Annotated in this window: 18 protein-coding genes; 8 read left to right on the top strand and 10 right to left on the bottom strand. The window is 57.7% G+C overall.

The features are described 5' to 3' along the window. Positions 1 to 16: 16 nt before the first annotated feature. A complete protein-coding gene (locus AC2FH6_RS03800) occupies positions 17 to 2,371 on the top strand; it encodes a TRAP transporter large permease (RefSeq protein ID WP_142633299.1) in 2,355 nt (784 codons plus the stop codon). Between the two features lie 135 nt (positions 2,372 to 2,506). On the opposite strand, the gene AC2FH6_RS03795 is transcribed toward AC2FH6_RS03800, so the two are convergent. The 4 genes from AC2FH6_RS03795 to AC2FH6_RS03780 form a co-directional block, all read right to left on the bottom strand. After that, positions 2,507 to 2,896, bottom strand: a complete 390-nt coding sequence (locus AC2FH6_RS03795; RefSeq protein WP_496701252.1) for a VOC family protein — start codon at positions 2,894 to 2,896, stop codon at positions 2,507 to 2,509. 6 nt (positions 2,897 to 2,902) lie between these two features. After that, positions 2,903 to 3,727 carry an arginyltransferase gene (locus tag AC2FH6_RS03790; RefSeq protein WP_496701250.1) on the bottom strand — a complete coding sequence of 275 codons (825 nt, stop codon included), beginning with the start codon at positions 3,725 to 3,727 and terminating at the stop codon, positions 2,903 to 2,905. A 75-nt stretch (positions 3,728 to 3,802) separates the two neighbouring features. Beyond that, complete coding sequence (locus tag AC2FH6_RS03785; RefSeq protein WP_142635100.1) at positions 3,803 to 4,234, bottom strand: RDD family protein; 432 nt, start codon at positions 4,232 to 4,234, stop codon at positions 3,803 to 3,805. Positions 4,235 to 4,297: 63 nt separating this feature from the next. Continuing rightward, complete coding sequence (locus AC2FH6_RS03780) at positions 4,298 to 4,720, bottom strand: DUF2852 domain-containing protein (RefSeq protein ID WP_142633305.1); 423 nt, start codon at positions 4,718 to 4,720, stop codon at positions 4,298 to 4,300. Positions 4,721 to 5,002: 282 nt separating this feature from the next. On the opposite strand from AC2FH6_RS03780, the gene AC2FH6_RS03775 reads away from it, so the two are divergent. Genes AC2FH6_RS03775 through AC2FH6_RS03760 form a run of 4 tightly spaced genes read left to right on the top strand, consistent with a single transcriptional unit; the run spans position 5,003 to position 9,831 of the window. Beyond that, positions 5,003 to 7,792 (top strand): [protein-PII] uridylyltransferase family protein, encoded by a 2,790-nt coding sequence (locus tag AC2FH6_RS03775; protein ID WP_496701248.1) that lies wholly within the window; start codon positions 5,003 to 5,005, stop codon positions 7,790 to 7,792. Further along, a complete protein-coding gene (locus tag AC2FH6_RS03770; protein WP_281971953.1) occupies positions 7,779 to 8,051 on the top strand; it encodes a hypothetical protein in 273 nt (90 codons plus the stop codon). Before AC2FH6_RS03775 ends, AC2FH6_RS03770 begins: the two co-directional genes overlap by 14 nt. A gap of 38 nt (positions 8,052 to 8,089) precedes the next feature. Next, the gene (locus AC2FH6_RS03765) at positions 8,090 to 9,292 is read left to right on the top strand and encodes an RSP_2647 family RNA methyltransferase (protein WP_496701246.1); all 1,203 of its coding nucleotides are present in this window, start codon (positions 8,090 to 8,092) and stop codon (positions 9,290 to 9,292) included. Then, a complete protein-coding gene (locus AC2FH6_RS03760) occupies positions 9,289 to 9,831 on the top strand; it encodes an RSP_2648 family PIN domain-containing protein (protein WP_496701244.1) in 543 nt (180 codons plus the stop codon). Before AC2FH6_RS03765 ends, AC2FH6_RS03760 begins: the two co-directional genes overlap by 4 nt. 71 nt (positions 9,832 to 9,902) lie before the next feature. Here AC2FH6_RS03760 and AC2FH6_RS03755 read toward each other — a convergent pair whose 3' ends face one another. Next, positions 9,903 to 10,589, bottom strand: a complete 687-nt coding sequence (locus AC2FH6_RS03755) for a M48 family metallopeptidase (RefSeq protein ID WP_142633315.1) — start codon at positions 10,587 to 10,589, stop codon at positions 9,903 to 9,905. 171 nt (positions 10,590 to 10,760) lie between these two features. Here AC2FH6_RS03755 and AC2FH6_RS03750 point away from each other — a divergent pair, with 171 nt between their 5' ends. Then, positions 10,761 to 12,245, top strand: coding sequence for an inorganic phosphate transporter (locus AC2FH6_RS03750; protein ID WP_496691098.1), 1,485 nt, complete (start codon positions 10,761 to 10,763; stop codon positions 12,243 to 12,245). Positions 12,246 to 12,281: 36 nt separating this feature from the next. On the opposite strand, the gene AC2FH6_RS03745 is transcribed toward AC2FH6_RS03750, so the two are convergent. The 5 genes from AC2FH6_RS03745 to AC2FH6_RS03725 form a co-directional block, all read right to left on the bottom strand. Next, positions 12,282 to 13,466, bottom strand: coding sequence for a vWA domain-containing protein (locus tag AC2FH6_RS03745; RefSeq protein WP_281971955.1), 1,185 nt, complete (start codon positions 13,464 to 13,466; stop codon positions 12,282 to 12,284). Between the two features lie 3 nt (positions 13,467 to 13,469). After that, positions 13,470 to 13,640: a hypothetical protein gene (locus AC2FH6_RS03740; RefSeq protein WP_185956603.1), complete on the bottom strand. Its 171-nt coding sequence runs from the start codon at positions 13,638 to 13,640 to the stop codon at positions 13,470 to 13,472. A 16-nt stretch (positions 13,641 to 13,656) separates the two neighbouring features. After that, on the bottom strand, positions 13,657 to 15,009 hold the full coding sequence (locus AC2FH6_RS03735; protein WP_496701242.1) for a DUF2927 domain-containing protein: 1,353 nt from the start codon (positions 15,007 to 15,009) through the stop codon (positions 13,657 to 13,659). Further along, positions 15,006 to 15,455 (bottom strand): GNAT family N-acetyltransferase, encoded by a 450-nt coding sequence (locus AC2FH6_RS03730; RefSeq protein ID WP_496701240.1) that lies wholly within the window; start codon positions 15,453 to 15,455, stop codon positions 15,006 to 15,008. Before AC2FH6_RS03730 ends, AC2FH6_RS03735 begins: the two co-directional genes overlap by 4 nt. 115 nt (positions 15,456 to 15,570) lie before the next feature. Beyond that, complete coding sequence (locus tag AC2FH6_RS03725) at positions 15,571 to 16,416, bottom strand: AAA family ATPase (protein WP_142633324.1); 846 nt, start codon at positions 16,414 to 16,416, stop codon at positions 15,571 to 15,573. 373 nt (positions 16,417 to 16,789) lie between these two features. Here AC2FH6_RS03725 and dksA point away from each other — a divergent pair, with 373 nt between their 5' ends. Both dksA and AC2FH6_RS03715 read left to right on the top strand, forming a co-directional pair. Further along, a complete protein-coding gene (gene dksA, locus AC2FH6_RS03720; RefSeq protein WP_142633326.1) occupies positions 16,790 to 17,212 on the top strand; it encodes an RNA polymerase-binding protein DksA in 423 nt (140 codons plus the stop codon). Positions 17,213 to 17,282: 70 nt separating this feature from the next. Then, entirely contained in the window at positions 17,283 to 18,434 is a 1,152-nt protein-coding gene (locus AC2FH6_RS03715; RefSeq protein ID WP_496701237.1) for an FAD-dependent monooxygenase, read from the top strand. The last annotated feature ends 1 nt before the right edge of the window (position 18,435 follow it).

Raw genomic sequence — 18,435 nt, 5'->3', positions numbered from 1 at the left:
GACGGAGAACCAGACAATGCTATTCGGACTTGATGGCGTCGAGATAGGCCTCATTATCGTATTTTTCTGCCTCTTCGGAGGTATTCTATCCGGTTTTCCGGTGGCCTTCGCCATCGGCGGAGCAGGGGTGATTTCATTCGGCATCATTGCCGCATTGGACAGCGCAGGGCTGCTGATCCATCAGGCGATCGACACCGGCTCTGCGGCGTATCGGGATCTGGTCAGCACCGGGGTTAAACCCGATACCATATCAGTGTTCCGCTTCCCGGACTTACCAAGGATTGCCGAGCCTGTTTTTGTCTCGGGCTGGGAAACCGCGCTGGACCGCAACGTGTCGTTCATCGTGAACCGCATGAACGAGCGTGTTCTGGCCGGTCAGTCCATAGAAACCCTTCTGGCGGTTTTGATGTTCGTGCTGATGGGCATCACGCTTGAACGGTCGAAGATCGCCAATGATCTGCTGACCACAATGGCGCGCGTCTTTGGACCGTTGCCGGGTGGTCTGGCCGTCTCGATTGTGGTTGTGGGGGCGTTTCTTGCGGCCTCAACCGGGATCGTGGGCGCGACTGTGGTGACCATGGGCTTGCTGGCGCTGCCAACCATGCTGCGCAACAACTATTCGCCTGAATTGGCGACAGGTGTCATCGCGGCTTCGGGAACGCTGGGGCAGATCATTCCGCCCTCGATCGTGATTGTTTTGCTGGGAACTCTGGCCGGTGACTTGTATTCGACGGCTCAAGAGACCCGCGCGGTTGACGCAGGATGCACGGACGCACTGACCTATCTGGGTGAGCCTGCGGTTGTCTCGGTCGGTACTTTGTTCCAGGCCGCCTTGCTGCCAGGGATCATGTTGGCGCTGCTATATGCGCTTTATGCCTTTGGCTATGCGCTGCTCAACCCGCATAAGGCGCCTGCGGTGCCCATGACCGGCGGCAGCGGAGAGCCCATTACCCGTTCAGAAGGTTTCACCTGGTTGCTGGGTGCGCCTGTCGCGCTGATCGTGGGGACAGTTCTGCTGGGCAATCTGGGGGTTATCGGCAGCCAGAACGTCTCGGTCTCGGCCTTCTCCGATATCGGGCAGGGCGCATCGCTGCGGACCAACGTTTCCGAAACCTGCAAAGCCTCGATGATCGAGCTGCATGGTCAATCCGCTTGGGATCAGGCCGTGGCCGAGCAAACAGCCATTGATGACGCAGGTGGTGCCGCAGAATCAACTCGTCTGACCGAGGAAGAGCTTGCCACCGCGCAGCAGGAGAAGATTGCCAACGCCGCTCCGATTGGAACGGGTGTTGCGGTGATGGTTCTGTTGCTGGGTCTGACCATTGTGATGGGTCGGGGCATCGCGCCGTCTCGGTCGCCGCAGCCGCTGATCCTTGGGGCCATTGGTCTGATCCTGATGTTGCTTGTCGATATTCTGTTCGTGTCGCCAACAACGTCGTCAGGTTTGACCTTTGTGATGCTGGCGTTGCCCTTTGCCTTGGCCATCTATGGCTGCAAAGAGGCTGCGGCGCGCTGTGCCACCAATGATCTGATCCGGGTGGTCTTTCCTCCGCTGGTTCTGATCATCGCGGTGCTGGGGTCGATCCTGGGCGGGGTGACCAACCCAACACCGGCGGCGGCATTGGGCGCGGGTGGTGCGATCATGCTGGCGGCCTATCGCAAGCTGCAAGATCAGGAGCGGTCCGGCAAGGTCATCATCTGGGCCACCTTCGCCGTGGTCATTGCCCTGTTGATGGGGGTCAATTTTGATCTGCGCATCAATCAGAGCAGCGCCTCGGCCGAAACCTGGATTGCCTTCATCATAGCCTATGCGGCCTATCTGTATGCCCTGTTCGGTTTGCTGTTCGGCTGCTGGGTTCTGTATTCCAGCGGCGTGCTGACCCCGGTGGTGCGGGAAACCGCCAAGGTGACCTCAATGGTGTTCACCATTTTGATCGGGTCTCAATTGCTGAACCTTGTGGTGATCTCGTTTGGCGGTGAGCACTATATCCAGCAGTTCCTCAAGAGTTTTGACAATGAATTCACGGTCTTCCTGATCGTGATGCTGGTGCTGTTCTTCCTTGGGTTCGTGCTGGATTTCCTGGAAATCATCTACATCGTGATCCCGATTGTGGGCCCGGTAATCTATGGCGGGTCTTTTGATCCGAAATGGGTGACGATCATGGTGGCGGTGAACCTGCAGACCTCGTTCCTGACACCACCTTTTGGATTTGCGCTGTTCTATCTGCGCGGGGTCGCGCCGAAAGAAGTGACCACCGGCCACATCTATCGTGGGATTGTACCGTTTGTGCTGATCCAGGTGGTAGGTATCGGAATCCTTTGGTTCTTCCCTGCGATTGTGACCATCGTGCCGGATCTGATCCCGAACTGATTAAAGATCAGGTGTTCAAATGAAAAGGGGGCCAGCGGGCCCCCTTTGCTTTGTTTGTCGGTAGAAGGGGCCAGCCCCTTCTTGGCCTGCGGTCAATTCAACCCCGAGGTATTTTTGGCCAGATGAAGATGCGGATCAGGTGAATTGGATCAGATCCCATCTGTTCCCGAACGGGTCCTGCCAGACTGCTACGGTTCCATAGGGTTCATGGCGCGGGGCTTCTTCGAAATGAACGCCTTTGGCCAGCATGGCCTTATAGTCGCGGTCGAAATTGTCTGTTTCCAGAAAGAAGCCGACCCGACCACCTGTCTGGTTGCCGATTGCGGTTCTCTGATCTGCATCGACGGCCCTGGCGAGTAGAAGTGAGCCCCCGGTGGATCCGGGTGGGCTTACGCGGACCCATCTTTTTCCAGCGCCCAAGTCGATGTCCTGCGTCAGGGAAAAGCTGAGTGTATGCGTGAAAAAGGCGATGGCATCATCGTAATCCGGCACGACAAGCGTAACGGCGTGGAGGCTTTGTTGCATCAGGTTTCAGCCTTTGGTCGGGTGACGATCAGGCAGTTGGATGCTGGCAACCTGTTCGGCGATGGGGGCGGTGGACAGCGGGTGGTGGCCGTCATGTGCAATGTCACAGGGATCCTTGACCCGTTTCCATTCGCCCTGACTGTACACTTCCAGCCCTGCAAAGCGGGATTTGTATCCCATTTTCGGGCTGCCAGGCACCCAGTAGCCAAGATAGATATAGGGCAGACCCGCCTCGCGAGCGATGTCGATGTGATCCAGGATCATGTACGTGCCCAATGAATTCTGAGGCTGTTCCGGGCTATAGAATGAATAGACCATGCTCAGCCCGTCATCCAAGACATCGGTCAAACTGACAGCGATCAGATTACCGGATTCGGGGTCTGAGTATTCGACCACTCGACTGCGTATGGGGGTCTCTTCGATCATGGCTGCAAATTCGAAGACGTCCATATCCGCCATGCCGCCATCCGCATGTCGGGTGTCAAGATAGGTGCGGAACAGGTCATACTGTTCGTCGGTTGCCCATGGGGAATTCGCCCGGCGTCGCAGATCTGAGTTCCGCCTGACCGCGCGTTTTTGGCTTTTGCTGGGTTGAAAGGCCGAAACGTCGATCCGCGCGGACAAACACGCGGCGCAATCGGTGCAGGAAGGGCGGTATAGGACGTTTTGAGACCGTCGAAACCCTTGCTGGGAAAGGGAGTCATTCAGTTGATTCGCGCCTTCGCCTTGCAGGGCTGTGAACAGCTTACGCTCCATCTTGCCCTCAAGATAAGGGCAAGGCTGAGGGGCCGTAACGTAGAATTGCGGCGCGATTGGCAGCGTGTGTCGCATGAATGTCCTATGTTTCCTGAAACGGGATGATAACAACCGTTCCCGGAGCCGCCAAGTGATTCACGCGACAGTCTTTTAAGCGCGACGGTTAATCATAACCGTGCCGAGAAGGGTGTCGGTCAGGCCCTGGCCGCGCGCGCCGGTCAGCATCATGATGACTGAAATGATTTGCAGCACCGGAAATGCCATGCTGACAAAATAACCGGCTGTGTGTGCGACCGCTTTACCTGTGTCCATTCGTTCACCAAAAGCGTCGCGCAGTTCGACCCCCATGAAACGCATACCTAGAGTGGCCGAGCCGTTGGCGATTGTGACGACGCGATAGACAAAACTGACCACCGCATAAATCAGGGCGAGTATCAGTACGCCGAGCCCGAGGGTCAGGACGATGGCGACGGTACAAAGCAGTGAAATAAAGGCGATATCGAACAGCCAGGCCAGGAACCGTTTGGTCGTGACGGACTGGTAAAACTCGGGCTGTCGGTTCGGGTCTGGCAAGGAGTGCATACGGGTCATTCCGGTAGATGTTTCAAATACCCTGTCCCGATTGTCGGAACAGGGCAAGGTCGATCAGGCGTTATCGCCGGTTTCATCGCTTTCGCGGTTCTCGCGGACGCGTTCATCCATGAACTGGTCGAATTCGGCCTTGTCTTTCGCTTCGCGCAGGCGATGCAGGAACGCTTCGAATTCCTGTTGCTCACGTTCCAGCCGAGCCAGAGTGTCGGACTTGTAGGCGTCGAATGCGCTGTTGCCCGAGGGTTTCATTGCGCTCATGTGGCTGTGCCAGGATTTGCGACGGCTGCAGGATTTGTTGAACATACGTTTGCTCCAGATCATGTAGGCCAGAAGGGCCAGGCCGACGGGCCAGAAAAAGATAAAGCCAAGGACCATGGCAGCGATCCAGGCCCCTTTGCCTTTATCGTCAAGCCAGGCCTCTGCGCGGCTGAGCCATCCCGGGTTTTCAGGGACGGCGTGTTCTGTCAATGCGGTCATTGGTGCTCTCCGGGTTAGATGTAAATTGTTTTCACATTGAATAGATGGGGGCACCAAACCCAGTTACAAGAGGTCAATGTGAAAATGATTTACATTTCTGAATTTCGGATGGTTGACCTGACATCTGAACAAGCGCAATTTCAGTCTAACGCAGCACGGTTTCTTTAAAACATTGGCTGGGTTGTCTGCTGCGGCGCTGTTTTGAGTTAAGCGCCAAATTGTTGCAATGTCGGGTTAGAAATTTGGCCACAGAAATACTAAAACCACGTCATCGGAGATGAAATGACAGGACTTCTTGCCGTCAACCGTGTACCGCGCGCCTTTGATCCTTCACTTGGTTCCGAAGCGCGCGAAGCAGTGGGTGGCATTACACCTGAGCAGGGGGAACTGATCGCGGGGGCTGCGGGCTCCAGCCCCTATCTCAAAGGCCTGATTGATCTGGAAGCCGACTGGCTACCGCAAGCTTTGGCGCAACCGGACGCGATGCTTGCATCCATTATGGAAACAGCAAGGACCTTGCCTGCGGATCAACTCAGGCCGGGGCTGAGGCAGGCCAAGAGGCGTTTGGCGCTGTTGACCGCCCTGGCGGATCTGGCAGGGGCGTGGCCGTTGGAAAAAGTTACAGGGGCACTAACCGATTTCGGGGCCATGGTAGCGGATGTTGCCGCCAAGGCCGAGATTGCAACCTTGATCCGGCGAGGTAAATTGCCTGGGATGACCGAAGATGATGTCGCCTCTGCCGCGGGGATGATCATATTGGCCATGGGCAAGATGGGTGCGCATGAGTTGAACTACAGCTCTGATATCGACCTGATCGTTTTGTTTGACGAAACGCGCTATGATCCGGACGATTTCTATGAAGCGCGGCAAGGGATGGTCCGGGCGACACGGAATTTCTGCGCCACACTCAGTGACAAGACAGCGGATGGATATGTATTTCGCACGGATCTAAGGCTGCGGCCTGACCCTGCGGTGACGCCAGTTTGTCTGGCTGCGGAAGCTGCCGAACGGTACTATGAAAGTCTGGGCCGCACTTGGGAGCGCGCCGCATATATCAAAGCGCGTCCCTGCGCTGGCGATATCGCTGCGGGGCAGCGTTTCCTGGATACGCTCCGCCCCTTCATCTGGCGAAGGCATCTGGACTTCGCGGCTATTCAGGATGCCCATGACATGCGCTTGCGTATCCGCGAAAACAAAGGGACAGGCGGTGCGCTGACCATTCCGGGTCATGATATGAAACTAGGGCAAGGCGGGATACGCGAGATTGAATTCTTCACTCAGACCCGACAGTTGATTGCCGGAGGTCGCGATACGGACCTGCGCGTGCGTGGCACTGTACCGGGTTTGGCGGCTTTGGCCGGCAAAGGGTGGGTGCCCGAGGACGTGGCTGAAAAGCTTACCGATCACTACCGCGCGCATCGCGAAGTCGAACACCGCATTCAGATGATCCATGATGCGCAGACCCATAAGATTCCGCAATCCTCGGACGGGATTGAGCGGATTGCATGCCTGATGGGGATTGATAGCGCCGATCTGACTGCGGATCTGAAACGGCGACTGACCGAGGTTCATGAGTTGACCGAAGGTTTTTTCGCCCCCGGCCCGACAGCCCGTGCACCTTTGCCAGAAGTTGAATTTGACGAAAGCATATTGGCGCGCTGGACGACCTACCCATCACTGCGTTCTCAGCGCGGGGCGCGGATTTTCGAACGGCTGAAACCAGAGCTGCTGACGCGTCTTGCCAAAACCGCCCAACCGGATGAGGCGCTGCTGGCACTGGACGGGTTCCTTCGCGGGTTGCCTGCGGGCGTGCAGCTGTTTTCTCTGTTCGAGGCCAACCCGCAGCTTATCGACCTGCTTGTCGATATAGTAGGCACGTCGCATGCATTGGCCGCGCATTTGTCGCACAACGCCTCGGTCTTTGATGCGGTGATTGGCGGCAGCTTCTTTGACGACTGGCCGGGTCGGACGGTGCTGCAGGGCGAATTGGAGCGAGAACTCTCGCAGGAGCAGGACTACGAAAGCCAGCTTGATCTGGCGCGGCGCTGGTGCAAGGAATGGCATTTTCGTATTGGGGTACACCATCTGCGCGGGTTGATCGAAGGCGTGCAGGCGGGGCAGCAATATGCCGAACTTGCAAGCGCGGTGATCGCTGCGATCCTGCCATGTGTTGTGGACCAGTTCACCAGCAAACACGGGCCCGCACCTGGTCGCGGTGCCGCTGTGCTGGGCATGGGATCCCTGGGGGCAGGGCGGATCAACTCGCAATCTGACCTGGATATGATCGTGATCTACGACCCGCTGGATCAGGACATGTCCGAGGGCCCACGGCCTCTTGCCACGCGGACCTACTATGCCCGGTTCACGCAGGCACTGATCACGGCGCTGTCGGCCCCTATGTCGCAGGGGCGACTTTATGAGGTCGACATGCGGCTGCGCCCCTCGGGCAATCAGGGGCCGGTGGCGACCAGTTGGGCCAGCTTCACGAACTATCAGCAGAATGAGGCCTGGGTGTGGGAACACCTTGCCCTGACACGCGCAAACCCCGTCGCCGGTGAGCCCTCACTGGCCGACGATATCGAGAGCTTTCGAACAGAGCTTGTTTCGCGCTCCCGCGATCAGGCGCAGGTTTTGCGCGAAGTTGCCGAAATGCGCGCGCGTCTGGCAGCCGCGAAAACCCCCGCCGGTATTTGGGATGCCAAGAATGGGGCCGGACGCATGATGGACATAGAGCTGATGGCCGAAACAGGCGCTTTACTGTCCGGTGTTGCAAAGCGCGATGTACATGCCGGGTTGGACGGTGCAGTCGCAGCCGCGCTTTTGGATGTCGCTCAGGCGCAAACGTTGAAGGATTGCTACGATCTATGCTGGTCTGTGCAATGCGCAGCTCGGCTGTTGTCAGGTAAGGTTATCGAGGCCGATAAAATCGGAGAGGGCGGTTCCGCCTTCCTGTGTCGGGCCACCGGGTATGAGCAGGTAGAACAGTTGCAGGCCGCGTTGCAGGAAAGCTACGATATCGCCGCCGAAATTATCGGCCGCGTGATTCAGGAGGATAAAGATGCCGCGCAATGACGATCCGAACGATCACAAAGGCCTGATCCGCGAGGCCTATCGCATCGATGGCATCACATTGCCCGAATGTCGCAGTATCTTTCTGGACTGGGCGTTAAGCCTTCCGGAGGGGCGTGATCAGAGGCAAGCCCTGTCTGACCTGCACGCCATCTATGCCAAAGATGAGGCCGATCACCCAATGACACAGGTGCTGACCGAAGGGTTGCAATCTGCTCAGGCGCCGAAACGGCGCGGTGGTTGGCGGTCTCGCAACCGCTAGGGCTTTCCCCTCGGCGCGTTCGCGACTATGAGGTCGCCATGACCCAAACTGCAGTCCGTCCCCGTATCCGCCTGAAACCCAAAGCCAATGCGCGCGGCCTGCGCCATGGCTTCCCGTGGGTCTATGCCAATGACATTGTCACCGACCGTCGCACGCGCAAAATCCCTGCTGGCGCGCTGGCCGTGCTCGAGGATGAAAATCGCGCGCCGATCGCGTTGGTGGCGGTCAATCCTGAATCGAAAATCATGTGCCGTGTGCTGGACCGCGATCCTGACGCCGAGCTGACGGCTGATTGGTTCGAAACCCGTCTGCGCCGCGCGCTTGATATGCGCGAACGCCTGTTTGACTCGCCCTTTTACCGCCTGATCCATGCCGAGGCCGATGGCTTTCCGGGTGTCATCATCGACCGGTTCGGTGAGGCCTGTGTGATCCAGCCCAATGCTGCCTGGGCCGAGGCGCATCTGGATATGTTGACCGATGCACTGACCGCCGTGACCGGCGTGACGATCGTGCTGAAAAACGCCTCGGGCCGGACACGCGGTCTGGAAGGCTTGGATGATGTCAACCTGACCTTGCGCGGCACTGTCCCGGATGCGCCTTTGCCCGTATTGATGAACGGTGCAACCTATATGGCGGATTTGGCGGGCGGTCAGAAAACAGGCCTGTTCTATGACCAACGCCCCAATCACGCCTTTGCTGCGCAGCTGGTTCAACCCAAGGCACAGGTACTGGATGTATTCAGCCATGTCGGAGGGTTCGGGTTGGCGATGCTGGCGGGTGGCGCCGGACAGGCGCTGTCGGTCGATGGGTCGGCTGCGGCATTGGAGTTGGCCGCAAAAGGGGCCGAGGCTTCTGGCTTTGCCGATCAATTCGACACGCGCCAAGGCGATGCCTTTGATGTGTTGGCTCAGTTGAACGACGAAGGCGCTAAATTCGACGTCGTTATCTGTGATCCTCCCGCATTTGCACCATCAAGGCAGGCGCTGGATGCAGGGCTGCGGGCTTATGAACGCATTGCGCGATTGGCCGCCACACTGGTCAAGCCGGGCGGATATCTGGGCTTATGCTCTTGCTCGCACGCTGCTGATCTGGGCCGCTTCCGCGACGCCTCATCCCGTGGCATCGGGCGCGCCGGGCGCTCAGCCCAACTGATCCATACGGGCTTTGCCGGGCCTGATCACCCGCAATTGCCGCAGCTGGCTGAAAGCGGTTACCTCAAGGCCGTGTTCTACCGGTTATGAAGGCTGTACTCGATACCTGCGTCATCTATCCAACGGTGATGCGTGAGATGCTGTTGGGCACCGCCCGACTAGGTCATTTCACCCCTATATGGTCGGCGCGCATCCTCGAGGAATGGGCCCGCGCCGCACGCAAGCTGGGCCCCGAGGGCGAGGCGCAGGCCCGTGCCGAGATTGCCCTGACGCAGGTCAAATGGCCCAAGGCAGAACGCCCAGCCAATGATGGTCTGCAGGCTCGGCTCTGGCTGCCGGACGCAGCAGATATCCACGTTTTGGCCACTGCAGTAGCCGCGTCAGCGGATATCATCGTCACGGTCAACGCCAAGGATTTCCCCAGAAATATTCTTGCAGAAGAAGGGCTTGAGCGGCGTGACCCTGACAGTCTGCTGTATGGTTTCTGGTATAGCGACCCGCAAGGGCTGGACCAGCTTGCACAGCAGGTACTGGCCGAAGCAAACCGCCTGTCAGGCGATACATGGACTTTGCGTGGATTGATGAAAAAAGCCCGCCTGCCGCGTCTGGGCAAAGCGCTCGCCAGCTAAGTGGGATCCCTGCTTCATCTGGCTAAAATTACCTCGGAGAGCGCGAGTGGCTGGCCTCTCGCCGCCGAGCCTCAGCCACGCGCCCATCGCTGCTCAAGCACTTCCAGCGCCGCAATCCGCTCATCCGTTTTGGGATGGCTCATCAACCAGGCGGGTACAACGCCCGCGCGTTGCTGCGTCAAATCCTCAAGCTTGTGAAACAGAGACTTTTGCGGGCCGATGCCGATTCCGGCTTTGGTTAGCAGGGCGGCGGCATATTCATCTGCTTCATATTCATCCCCACGTGACAGGCGCGACGCCAAAAGCGCAGTCAGCGCATTTGCAATCATCGCACCGATGAATGGGATGAACCGGCTCAGAAGCAGCATCAAGGCTGTCCGCAACGCATTCTGCCCAGAAAAATCAATCATCCGCCGCCGAGCATGACCCAAGGCCACATGCCCCAGTTCATGTGCGATGACGCTCGCCATCTCTTCGGCGGAAACCTCGCCATTGAGGAACTTGCGATAAAACCCGCGTGTGATGAATATTCGTCCATCCGGCGCCGCAAGCCCGTTCACCGGGTCGATTTCATATATATAGACCGGAACCCTCTCGATCCCCAGCGCCGCCGCCAGCCGGTCAGTCATACGCTTGAGGGCGGGATCGGCCAGTTCGGTCGATTTCAGGTCAAGCTCGCGATGGGTGCGCCAGACCGAGATCCGGTACATCACCACGGCATACAGAACCGCCAGAAGAATCGGAGTAATTCGGAGCATGGTTCTGATATGGGGATAAGCAGACACAAGGGCAAGGCATCAGCGTTTCCGTGGGCCTGAAAGGTCTCCTAGCTGCCATGACGCAGTGGAAACTGGGTTCTTTCGGATTCTAACTGTTGAAAAACGCCGCCTGCCGCCTTATCCGCACGGGAACTCGTCGGAGAATACACAATGTCCAACAATGACCACGAAGCCCGTCACCTGGAAACGCTTGACCGCGACCTTAGACGCTTTTCTCGGCTAGAAGTGGCAACCTCCCAGGTGGGTCGCCCATTTGTCGGGTCTGGCATCGCGCTTTCTTTTATCGTTGTCGCAGGTCTTGTGGCAGCCTTCCTGTTCGGACAAGGCAACAACACGCTGATCGTAGTGCTTGCGGCAATGTTTGGGGCTTATATGGCGCTGAATATCGGGGCCAATGATGTTGCCAACAATATGGGACCGGCGGTCGGGGCCAATGCACTGACCATGGGAGGCGCCATCGCGATTGCTGCCATATTCGAAAGTGCCGGCGCGCTGATCGCTGGAGGCGACGTTGTTTCCACGATCGCGAAGGGCATTATCGCTCCTGAAAGCATGGGAACGCAGACTGTATTCATCTGGGCAATGATGGCGGCTTTGTTGTCTTCGGCGCTTTGGGTCAACCTGGCGACCTGGGTCGGAGCGCCTGTGTCCACGACCCACTCGGTTGTCGGAGGCGTCATGGGGGCGGGGATCGCCGCAGCCGGTTTTGGCGCAGTAAGCTGGGGGACGATGAGCAAGATCGCGGCCAGCTGGGTTATCTCGCCGATGCTTGGCGGTCTGGTCGCCGCAGGATTTCTCTGGTTCATCAAGTCGCGGATTATCTATCAGGACGACAAGATCGCCGCGGCCCGGAAATGGGTGCCGATGCTGGTTGGTATCATGGCAGCGGCTTTTGCCAGCTATCTGGCGCTGAAGGGGCTCAAGAAGATCGTCAAGATCGACCTCGGCACGGCTTTGTTGATCGGAGCCGCCTGTGGTGGGCTGGTCTGGGCCGTGATGATTCCGGTTATTCGGCGTCAATCCGAAGGTCTGGAGAACCGCAATAAATCCCTCAAAGTATTGTTCGGCATCCCTCTGATCGTATCCGCCGCATTGCTGAGCTTTGCACATGGGGCCAATGATGTGGCCAATGCCGTTGGGCCTTTGGCAGCCATCGTGCAAGCCTCTGCCTCGGGTGATTTCACCCAGGCGATTAGTATTCCCTATTGGGTCATGATCATCGGCGCCTTTGGCATTTCGTTTGGCCTGTTCCTGTTTGGGCCAAAACTGATCCGAATGGTTGGCAGCCAAATAACCAAACTTAACCCGATGCGTGCCTATTGCGTTGCGCTGTCCGCAGCCATCACCGTTATCGTGGCCAGTTGGCTGGGTCTTCCCGTAAGCTCGACCCATATTGCAGTGGGTGCCGTCTTTGGTGTCGGCTTCTTCCGTGAATGGGATGCTGAAAGACGGCTGCGTAAAGCCCGCATTACAGTGCCTGAGCGGACGGTTCTGGCACCGGAAGAACGCCGCCGGCGCAAGCTGGTGCGCCGCTCGCACTTTATGACGATCATAGCAGCCTGGATTATTACCGTGCCCGCGGCGGCTGTGTTGTCGGGTGTTCTGTTTCTGGGCATTCAGGCCATCGCCGGGTAATCCCGGCCTTGGCAAAACCTGATCCGCGGGCTGGCGTTATCGCGTCAGCTCGCGCATTCCTTTTTCCAGCCCGGCCAGAGTCATCGGCACCATCCGATCCTGAAAAATCTCGCGGATCATTCCGATTGAGTGGGTATATTCCCAATACTTCTCAGGCACTGGGTTAATCCACAGGTTCGATGCCCATTGGTCGCGTGCCCGCTGCAGCCAGATCTGGCCAGCCTCCTGGTTCCAATGTTCATTGGCACCGCCGGGATAGGCGACCTCATAAGGGCTCATCGAGGCGTCACCGACGAAGATGCATTTGTAATCGGGACCATAGGTGCGCAACACCTCATGGGTCGGCGTCTGCTGGTCCCAGCGGCGGATGTTGTCACGCCAGACACCTTCGTACAGGCAGTTGTGGAAGTAGTAATATTCCAGATGCTTGAATTCGGTTCTTGCGGCCGAGAACAGCTCTTCCACCACTTTGATATGTGGGTCCATTGAGCCTCCGACGTCCAGAAACAACAGAACCTTGACGGCATTGTGCCGTTCGGGCCGGGTTTTGACGTCTAGATATCCATGCTCGGCTGTTGCGCGGATGGTGCCGTCCAGATCAAGCTCTTCCGCCGCACCCTCGCGGGCCCAGCGGCGCAGGCGTTTCAGCGCGACCTTGATGTTGCGCGTGCCCAGTTCGACCGTGTCGTCGAGGTTCTTGAACTCACGCTTGTCCCAGACCTTGACCGCGCGCTGATGGCGGCTTTCCTTCTGACCGATCCGCACGCCTTCGGGATTGTACCCATAGGCCCCGAAGGGCGAGGTTCCGGCGGTGCCGATCCATTTGTTGCCACCCTGATGGCGGCCTTGCTGATCCTTGAGCCGCTCTTTCAGCGTCTCCATCAGCTTGTCGAATCCGCCAAGGGCCTCGATCTCGGCTTTTTCCTCTTCGCTGAGGTGCTTTTCCGCCATCTTCGCCAGCCATTCGGCAGGGATGTCGACGGCTTCGAGGACCTGTTCGAACCCGATCTGTTCCAGCCCTTCAAAGCTGGCGGCAAAAGCGCGGTCGAACTTGTCGATATTGCGTTCGTCCTTCACCATCGACACGCGGGCGAGGTAATAGAACGCCTCGACATCATAGGTTGCCAGCCCCTTTTTCATACCCTCCAGAAAGGTCAGATATTCCCGCAGGGATACGGGGATACCGGCTTTGCGAAGGTTTTCGAAAAAGGGAACAAACATGGGCTACACCACAAAGCGAACCAGAACCAAGGACAGGATAAGCCCGACCAGCGCAAAGGCGATTCCATATCCGGCTGCATATTGCGCGATATCAGCGCCGCTGCCGTTGCGTTTGCGCGCGGTCAGCGCCCCAAGGAGCGCACCCAGCACCGCCAGTCCCAGAACCACTATCATGCGTTAATCGCCCCCGTTAATTGACTGGTCCTTCTGCGACGTCCTGCATAAGCGACCGGGCCACTACATCCGAGCCAAAGCCGTATCGTGCCCATCTCAGACTGTCCAGCCTGACGGAACGTGCCTCTGCGGAACGGCCTATTTCATTCAGGACCTCGGCTTTCAGCAACAACAACGTTGCAAGCTGCGAGGCGTTCTCAGCCCGTGTCATCACGTTAATAGCGTCGTCGATTTCGGGCAGGAACTCTGGCCCATTGCCTTGCGAAAGCGCAAAGGCGCCCAGTTGGGTCGTGATGTAGGATTGATGCAATTCCGTGCCCGGTGTAGCGCGCAGAAACTGCAGGGCAATATCATATTGGCGCAACGCCTCTTGCGGATCATCGAACTGTTCCATGCGGCCCATCAGGTAATGAGGGTAAGCGCGCCGGTGATCGGTCCAACCTTGTTCCTTGCCAATTCGGGCTGCCTTGCGGGCCTGCCTCATGCGCGATTGCTGGCTGCGACTGGATTGCAAGGATTTCTGAATTGCTGAAATCCAGGCTCGTGGAGTTTCCGACATGGGCTGTACCGGCACCGTATCACCGCGCGGATTCAGACGCGAGAGAATTTCGGGTATGGCCGTTTCGACCTGTTCACGTGTCATACCGCTGTGCAGTTGGGATGAATATGCGGCCTTCAGGATCAACATGTCGAACCCGGTCAGGACCGTGTGGATATTGTCATCGTTGAATACCGAGTCCGGAAGGCGATACAGGTCATTCAGCGGGCCAAGCGCCTGTGCGATCTCTTCGTGCAGGCAGTCACGTTTTTCCTGCGGACTTGCATCGGCGGGAATGAAGATGCCCAGTCGCTGACGGCTGCTCAGTTTGGTCCAGCTGCTTTTCTGTTTGAACCGATCCCGGCGGTACTCCGCAAGGCTTGAGGCATTGGGTACCACGAAACATGCAGCCTGAGGCAGGATGGCCTGAATCTCTTTTTGACTGACCGCCGCGATCGTGATGTTGGCCTGACCGTCCTTGATCTGTTTGATGTCTATCCCGGCTTCAGTGCGCAGACGGGTCAGCAGGCGGCCCAGATCCTTTTGAAGCGAGGGCGTCGCAGCCCCGGTCAACCGCACCGTGATCGGGGTTTCGAACCGCGTAAAAACAGGCAGTGCCGTACCCCCTTCCAGTGCGAAATGCAGAGAGATGAAATCCGCTGCCATGTTTTCATTCGACCGCGCCGGAGGCGAGGGGTATGCACGCGTAAAGGACTTGGCAGGGGGCAGGGGTGGTTCGACGTCCACAATCTCGGATGGGCTTTCGGCAGGCTCAATCGTGGCGCATGCGGTCAGGACAAAGCTGATCAAGATTGCGAGCCATCGCGTCATGGGCGCTGATACTTGATGAAAGGTGTCTGTTTGCCAATCCTGTCATAGAGCTTTCGCGCGGTATGGTTGAAATCCTGCGTCAGCCAATAGACAGACGGTGCACCTTGCCGATCCGCTTCGTCGTAAACGGCCTGAATCAAAGCGCGACCGACCCCCAAGCCGCGCGCCTCGGGGCGGGCGAATAGGTCCTGCAAGTAGCACACGCTTTCTTCCTTCCAGGCATGGCGGTGGAACAGAAAGTGGGTCAAACCCACAAGCCCTCCGTCGGCCTGCGCGACGAAACACGAAAAATCGTTCGGATCATCCCCCAGCAATCGCGAGAAAGTGCTGTCATAGACGGAATCCGGAACCGTGGTTTCATAAAACGCCAGATAATCCCGCCACATATCCGCCCAGTCCTCGCGATCAGTCGGATGCAAGGCTCGAATTGTTACTGTTTCTGGCATTGCTGAGTCCCGTTGGGTCTGATGGTAAATTGCCCGGACATGCCGGGCAACCTGAGACCAATGCTTGCATCCGAGACTTGCTAAGGCAAGCGGCGATCACCGAGGGTTTACCGGCTCAGCGTTTGTTGCGGGCCATGAATGCCAGGCGTTCGAACAGGTGCACGTCTTGTTCATTCTTAAGCAGCGCACCGTGCAGTTTGGGCAGGGCATTGGCGCCATCGCGCTTGAGGTCTTCGGCGGTCAGGTCCTCGGCCAGCAGCAGCTTGAGCCAGTCCAGCACCTCTGAGGTTGATGGCTTTTTCTTCAGGCCCTGAGTTTCGCGAATCTCATAGAACTGGGTCAGAGCCGTTGTCAAAAGTGCATCTTTGATGCCCGGATGATGGACCTCGACGATGCGGCGCATCGTGGCCTCATCAGGGAACCGGATATAGTGAAAGAAACACCGGCGCAGGAAGGCGTCGGGCAGTTCCTTTTCATTGTTCGATGTGATGATGACGATCGGACGGTTCTTGGCGCGGATCGTTTCGCTGGTCTCGTAGACGTGGAACTCCATCTTATCGAGCTCTTGCAGCAGATCGTTCGGAAACTCGATATCGGCCTTGTCGATCTCGTCGATCAACAACACAACCTTTTCATTGGTTTCAAAGGCCTGCCACAATTTACCCTTGCGGATATAGTTCGACACGTCGTGCACGCGCTCTTCACCCAACTGGCTGTCGCGCAGACGACTGACGGCATCGTATTCATACAGTCCCTGCTGCGCGCGGGTGGTGGATTTCACGTTCCACTCTATCATCCGCAGCCCCAACGCTCCGGCCACCTGCTTGGCCAACTCGGTCTTGCCAGTTCCCGGCTCACCTTTGACCAGCAAGGGACGTTCCAGCGTCACCGCGGCATTTACCGCAATGGTCAGATCGTCTGTGGCGACGTATTCGGCTGTTCCTTGGAAACGTGCGGTCATTGGCCCCTCATCAAGTGTCGCGCGAAATGCGCCCTTGGGGTTACCGCGCAGCAGAAATTTTGACAAGCCAGGTCGCTGCGTCGCATGAAGGGAAATTGCCGAGTAACTACAATGCTTTTGGTTGATTCGTGCGCTAACATCCGGTGCCGTCTTTTTGGAGTTGCCCTGAAATGGTCAGTTAATTTTCACAGAAAAACAAGGTTTTGTTGTTTGGTTGGACGTATTTAGATCACGCGCAATGGCGCGGCGCCGGGGCGACGTTTGCATAGTGACAATTACTGCGCTGTCAGATAAACGCTCCGCAGAAGGGGATTGCCGCATGTCAGGTAATGAGAGAGTGACCGGCGTTGCAGGCCACACCGAGGGAGCAAAAATGAAGCAGGAAGTTTTTCTGCCTGAAGATTACCGTCCAGCTGAAGACGAACCATTTATGAATGACAGGCAGCTAGAGTATTTTCGTCGCAAGCTGCTGGATTGGAAAAACGAACTAATGGCTGGCAGCCGCGATACGATCGAAGGGCTGCAGGACAATACCCGTAACATTCCGGATGTCGCTGACCGCGCAAGCGAAGAAACCGATCGCGCGCTGGAACTGCGCACCCGCGATCGTCAGCGCAAGCTGGTTGCCAAGATCGATTCTGCCATGCGCCGGATTGATGAAGGCGAGTACGGCTATTGCGAGATGACCGGTGATCCGATTTCGCTGAAACGTTTGGATGCGCGCCCAATCGCGACCATGACGCTTGAGGCGCAGGAACGGCATGAGCGTCGCGAAAAGGTCCACCGCGACGATTGATCGCTGGGAAAATCTGATAACATAGACGCCGGGGCCTTTTGCTCCGGCGTTTTTGCGTTAAGCCGGTGACATGAACATCAGCGGATCGAAATTCGGCATAGTCGGAGGTGGCATTGGCGGCCTCGCGGCTGCTTTGACCTTGCGACAGCGCGGCGCCGTGGTGACCGTGTTTGAGCAGGCACCAGAATTGACCGAGGTTGGCGCGGGCCTTCAGATCAGCGCCAACGGGATGGCTGTGCTGCGTGCGCTGAAGGTTGTTGCGGACACGCCCGAGGCTGGGCTTTTGTCCCATGGAACGGTCCTTCGTGATTACCGGGCAGGGCGGCTGGTCTGCAAAATCGTGCCACCCTCTGCCGGGCCTACCTATTATTACCATCGCGCTGACCTGCTTGATCTTCTCTACAAAGCGGCGGTTCAAAAAGGGGTAGAGTTTCACCTTGGTGCGCGTGTGGAACGGGTGCGAAAGCACCCGTCCGAGGCCGAAATTATCCTCGATACGGGGGCGAGATTTCGGGTTGATTGTGCAGTCGCCGCGGACGGCGGCCAAAGTGCAATTCGTGCTGACCTGACTAGCAGGGAAACACCGAAATTCACACATCAGGTTGCCTGGCGCGCGACGATTCCATGGGACCGACGCAACAAGAACCCTTGCGCTGTGCTAACCATGGGGCCGGGACGGCATGTAGTGACGTATCCTTTGCGCGATCAGACCCTGATGAACATCGTGGCAATCGAAGAGAGGTCTGACTGGCAGGAAGAAGGCTGGCGTCTGCGCGGTGATCCCGAAGAGCTGAAGGCGCGATTTGCAGGTTTTGGCGGCTTGGTCAAAGAGATTTTGCAAGAGGTTCAGGACCCGAATATCTGGGCATTGTTCCTGCGCCCTGTTGCTGAATGCTGGCAGAATGGGCGTGTGGCGCTTTTGGGCGACGCAGCTCATCCGACGCTGCCTTTCATGGCCCAAGGTGCTTGCCTTGCACTAGAAGATGCCTGGACTCTGGGGCGGTCTTTCGAAGAACAATCCGGCGTTTCGCAAGCACTGGCCGCCTATGAAGCGACCCGTCGCCAGCGGGCAACTCGGGTGGTCGCTGCCGCTGGAGCCAACGCGCGCAACTTCCATCTACGTGGCCCTATGCGTGTCGGGGCGCAACTGGCGTTGATGGCAGTTGGATCGCGGTTGGGCCGAAAATATGATTGGATCTATGAGTTCGATGCCACGGCTTAGC

Source organism: Ruegeria sp. CDSC045 (assembly GCF_059610725.1).
This window is presented reverse-complemented; position numbering and strand designations above follow the sequence as displayed.